This window comes from Chryseobacterium sp. AG844 (genome assembly GCF_003182335.1).
Lineage (GTDB): Bacteria > Bacteroidota > Bacteroidia > Flavobacteriales > Weeksellaceae > Chryseobacterium > Chryseobacterium cupriresistens.
The window spans coordinates 1-5,441 of record NZ_QGTV01000044.1 but is presented as its reverse complement, the minus strand read 5'-3'; the positions used below and the strand labels follow the sequence as shown (position 1 = coordinate 5,441).

Genomic DNA, 5,441 nt, shown 5'->3' with positions numbered 1-5,441 from the left:
CTTGGGTATAAAACAAAAAAATCCTTTATCACAATGATAAAGGATTTTTTAAAAATAAAATAAAAACTGGCGGCGGCCTACTCTCCCGCGTTAGCAGTACCATCGGCGCTGGTGGGCTTAACTTCTGTGTTCGGAATGGGAACAGGTGAGCCCCACCGCTAAAACCACCCTAAAGAAGGTATATAAGGTTACAGGTTGTAGGTAATAGGTTGCAGGTGTTACCTGCCTCCTGATAGCTATCATCTGATACCTGTTTTAAGCGATAAAAACTTTCACAAAGACAAAACCTTCGCTGCGCATAAAGAACTTGTCATTTATTATATTATAATTTCATATAGCAACCATAGGCTATAAATCTACGGGTAATTAGTACTACTTGGCTATGACATTACTGTCTTTACACCTATAGCCTATCAACGTCGTCATCTACAACGACCCTTAAAAGATGTCTCATCTTGAGGCGAGTTTCGCACTTATATGCTTTCAGTGCTTATCTCTTCCAAACGTAGCTACTCAGCGGTGCACCTGGCGGTACAACTGATACACCAGAGGTTTGTTCAATTCGGTCCTCTCGTACTAGAATCAAGCCCTCTCAAACATCTAACGCCCGCAATAGATAGAGACCGAACTGTCTCACGACGTTCTGAACCCAGCTCGCGTGCCACTTTAATGGGCGAACAGCCCAACCCTTGGGACCTTCTCCAGCCCCAGGATGTGACGAGCCGACATCGAGGTGCCGAACCTCCCCGTCGATGTGAGCTCTTGGGGGAGACTAGCCTGTTATCCCCGGAGTACCTTTTATCCTATGAGCGATGGCCCTTCCATACGGAACCACCGGATCACTATGTCCTGCTTTCGCACCTGATCGACTTGTTGGTCTCACAGTCAAGCACCCTTATGCCATTACACTCTACGCACGGTTACCAAGCGTGCTGAGGGTACCTTTGAAAGCCTCCGTTACTCTTTTGGAGGCGACCACCCCAGTCAAACTACCCACCACGCAATGTCCTTCTAAAAGAAGTTAGGCTCCAAGTAAGTAAAGGGTGGTATTTCAACGTCGGCTCCACAAACACTAGCGTGCCTGCTTCAAAGCCTCCCACCTATCCTACACATTACTTACTCAAAGTCAATACGAAGTTATAGTAAAGGTTCACAGGGTCTTTTCGTCCCATTGCGGGTAATCGGCATCTTCACCGATACTACAATTTCACCGAGCTCGTGGCTGAGACAGTGCCCAGATCGTTACACCATTCGTGCAGGTCGGAACTTACCCGACAAGGAATTTCGCTACCTTAGGACCGTTATAGTTACGGCCGCCGTTTACTGGGGCTTCAGTTAATGCCTTCGCTTACGCTAAGCACCTTCCTTAACCTTCCAGCACCGGGCAGGTGTCAGACCCTATACAGCATCTTTCGATTTAGCAGAGTCCTGTGTTTTTGATAAACAGTCGCCTGGGCCTCTTCACTGCGGCCACCATTGCTGATGGCGTCTCTTCTTCCGAAGTTACGAGACTATTTTGCCTAGTTCCTTAGCCACGACTCACTCGAGCACCTTAGGATTCTCTCCTCGACCACCTGTGTCGGTTTTGGTACGGGTTGCTTCACTTCGGCTTTTCTTGGATCAGATTACACTACAGCAGCTTCGCCCGAAGGCTAGGCCTTGACTATTCCGTCAGTCTCCAGCAGCTACATCCAACCGTCCCCTTTTATTGTGAGCAAGTATGGGAATATTAACCCATTGTCCATCCACTACCCCTTTCGGGTTCGCGTTAGGTCCCGACTAACCCTCAGCTGATTAGCATGGCTGAGGAAGCCTTGGTCTTTCGGTGAGCAGGTTTCTCGCCTGCTTTATCGTTACTTATGCCTACATTTTCTTTTCTATCCGCTCCACAATACCTCACAGTACTGCTTCAGCGCAAATAGAATGCTCTCCTACCAGATATATCTAAAATATAAATCCATAGCTTCGGTAATATGTTTATGCCCGATTATTATCCATGCCGGACCGCTCGACTAGTGAGCTGTTACGCACTCTTTAAATGAATGGCTGCTTCCAAGCCAACATCCTAGCTGTCAATGCAGTCCAACCGCGTTGTTTCAACTTAACATATATTTGGGGACCTTAGCTGTTGGTCTGGGTTCTTTCCCTCTCGGACATGGACCTTAGCACCCATGCCCTCACTGCCGTAGAACATTTATTAGCATTCGGAGTTTGTCAGGAATTGGTAGGCGATGAAACCCCCGCATCCAATCAGTAGCTCTACCTCTAATAAACTTATATACGACGCTGCACCTAAATGCATTTCGGAGAGTACGAGCTATCTCCCAGTTTGATTGGCCTTTCACCCCTACCCACAGGTCATCCGAAGACTTTTCAACGTCAACCGGTTCGGTCCTCCACTCTGTGTTACCAGAGCTTCAACCTGCCCATGGGTAGATCACAAGGTTTCGCGTCTAATCCTACTAACTATACGCCCTATTCAGACTCGCTTTCGCTCCGGCTCCGGTACTTAATACCTTAACCTCGCTAGTAAAATTAACTCGTAGGCTCATTATGCAAAAGGCACGCCGTCACAGCATTACGCTGCTCCGACCGCTTGTAGGCGTACGGTTTCAGGTTCTATTTCACCCTTCTATTCGAAGTGCTTTTCACCTTTCCTTCACAGTACTTGTTCACTATCGGTCTTTCAGGAGTATTTAGCCTTGGAGGATGGTCCCCCCATATTCAGACAGGATTTCACGTGTCCCGCCCTACTCATTTATCACTTATGTATGCCTTTCATATACGGGGCTATCACCCTCTATGGCTGTTCTTTCCAGAACATTCTATTAAACATATAAAAGCTTTTGGGCTAATCCGCTTTCGCTCGCCACTACTTACGGAATCTCTTCGATTTCTTTTCCTCCGGGTACTTAGATGTTTCAGTTCTCCGGGTTTGCTCCTCTTGCGAGGTGACATATCTTCAATATGCCGGGTTGCCCCATTCGGATATCTGCGGATCAATTCGTGTGTGCCAATCCCCGCAGCTTTTCGCAGCTTACCACGTCCTTCGTCGCCTCTGAAAGCCTAGGCATCCGCCATACGCCCTTAACGATTTCTTTCCTATTGGTTACTCAAGCGCTTTATGCGCTCGGTTTTCTCTTTGTGATGTCTTTACCGTTAATGTCAATGATCTTAATGTCTTCTTTTCAAACTGATGAACAAATGTTGTTTTTGGCTCCATTCGTAACTTTTAAATCAGTCTTCCAAAACTGTGGAGAATAAGGGAGTCGAACCCTTGACCTCCTGCGTGCAAGGCAGGCGCTCTAGCCAGCTGAGCTAATTCCCCTCTAGGTGCTTCTAGCTTATGGCTTCTTGCTATTGGCTAAATGCCAGCAGCCAAAAGCTATTCGCCATCCGCTTTAATTAGTAGTCTCGGGCAGGCTCGAACTGCCGACCTCTACATTATCAGTGTAGCGCTCTAACCAGCTGAGCTACGAGACTCTGTTAGATTTGAGATGCATTATTTGATATTTGATATTCTTAACTTCAAATCTCGAACATCAAATTTCAAATTCTTTAATCTCTTGTCTCTCTATCCCTTTACTAATTTCTAGTGGGTTTTGTATTTTTATATATCAACCAAACAAAAAACTAAAGCTATGCTTTAAGTAAGTATTTTGTACCTTACGATACTGATTTTGTTTAACGTCTTTAAGACGCTCTAAAATGAGATGTTCCAGCCGCACCTTCCGGTACGGCTACCTTGTTACGACTTAGCCCTAGTTACCTGTTTTACCCTAGGCAGCTCCTGTTACGGTCACCGACTTCAGGTACCCCAGACTTCCATGGCTTGACGGGCGGTGTGTACAAGGCCCGGGAACGTATTCACCGCGCCATGGCTGATGCGCGATTACTAGCGATTCCAGCTTCATAGAGTCGAGTTGCAGACTCCAATCCGAACTGAGACCGGCTTTCGAGATTTGCATCACTTCGCAGTGTAGCTGCCCTCTGTACCGGCCATTGTATTACGTGTGTGGCCCAAGGCGTAAGGGCCGTGATGATTTGACGTCATCCCCACCTTCCTCTCTACTTGCGTAGGCAGTCTCACTAGAGTCCCCAACTTAATGATGGCAACTAGTGACAGGGGTTGCGCTCGTTGCAGGACTTAACCTAACACCTCACGGCACGAGCTGACGACAACCATGCAGCACCTTGAAAAATGTCCGAAGAAAAGTCTATTTCTAAACCTGTCATTTCCCATTTAAGCCTTGGTAAGGTTCCTCGCGTATCATCGAATTAAACCACATAATCCACCGCTTGTGCGGGCCCCCGTCAATTCCTTTGAGTTTCAAACTTGCGTTCGTACTCCCCAGGTGGCTAACTTATCACTTTCGCTTAGTCTCTGAAGCTTGCGCTCCAAAAACGAGTTAGCATCGTTTACGGCGTGGACTACCAGGGTATCTAATCCTGTTCGCTCCCCACGCTTTCGTCCATCAGCGTCAGTTGTTGCTTAGTAACCTGCCTTCGCAATTGGTGTTCTAAGTAATATCTATGCATTTCACCGCTACACTACTTATTCCAGCTACTTCAACAACACTCAAGACCTGCAGTATCAATGGCAGTTTCACAGTTAAGCTGTGAGATTTCACCACTGACTTACAGATCCGCCTACGGACCCTTTAAACCCAATAAATCCGGATAACGCTTGCACCCTCCGTATTACCGCGGCTGCTGGCACGGAGTTAGCCGGTGCTTATTCGTATAGTACCTTCAGCTACCCTCACGAGGGTAGGTTTATCCCTATACAAAAGAAGTTTACAACCCATAGGGCCGTCGTCCTTCACGCGGGATGGCTGGATCAGGCTCTCACCCATTGTCCAATATTCCTCACTGCTGCCTCCCGTAGGAGTCTGGTCCGTGTCTCAGTACCAGTGTGGGGGATCACCCTCTCAGGCCCCCTAAAGATCGCAGACTTGGTGAGCCGTTACCTCACCAACTATCTAATCTTGCGCGTGCCCATCTCTATCCACCGGAGTTTTCAATACCGAATGATGCCATCCAGTATATTATGGGGTATTAATCTTCCTTTCGAAAGGCTATCCCCCAGATAAAGGCAGGTTGCACACGTGTTCCGCACCCGTACGCCGCTCTCAAGATCCCGAAAGATCTCTACCGCTCGGCTTGCATGTGTTAGGCCTCCCGCTAGCGTTCATCCTGAGCCAGGATCAAACTCTCCATTGTATGTTTGTCTGACTCACTCAAAGTTTTTAACGCTTTAGTTTTTCCTTACTTGGTTGTTATATTGTATGTCAATGATCTTTATATCTTCCGCTTTTTCCGAAGCAATCTCTCTGTCAGTGTCGCTCCGTATTTGCGAGTGCAAAAGTAAAACTTTATTTTTTAATGACCAAATGTTTTTGAAGAAAATTTTAAAGTTTTTTAAGTAACCTTAACCCTTC

2 tRNA genes and 3 rRNA genes are annotated in these 5,441 nt (G+C 46.9%); all 5 read right to left on the bottom strand.

Annotated features, from left to right (window positions below):
- Nucleotides 1-64 precede the first annotated feature (64 nt).
- Nucleotides 65-172 (bottom strand): 5S ribosomal RNA (gene rrf, locus DEU40_RS22145).
- Nucleotides 173-346: 174 nt separating this feature from the next.
- A 23S ribosomal RNA gene (locus tag DEU40_RS22140) occupies nucleotides 347-3,101 on the bottom strand.
- Nucleotides 3,102-3,254: 153 nt separating this feature from the next.
- Nucleotides 3,255-3,328, bottom strand: a tRNA-Ala gene (locus DEU40_RS22135).
- 81 nt (nucleotides 3,329-3,409) lie between these two features.
- Nucleotides 3,410-3,483, bottom strand: a tRNA-Ile gene (locus tag DEU40_RS22130).
- 223 nt (nucleotides 3,484-3,706) lie between these two features.
- Nucleotides 3,707-5,223, bottom strand: a 16S ribosomal RNA gene (locus DEU40_RS22125).
- The 16S, 23S and 5S rRNA genes sit together here with 2 tRNA genes alongside, the layout of an rRNA operon.
- Nucleotides 5,224-5,441: the final 218 nt, after the last annotated feature.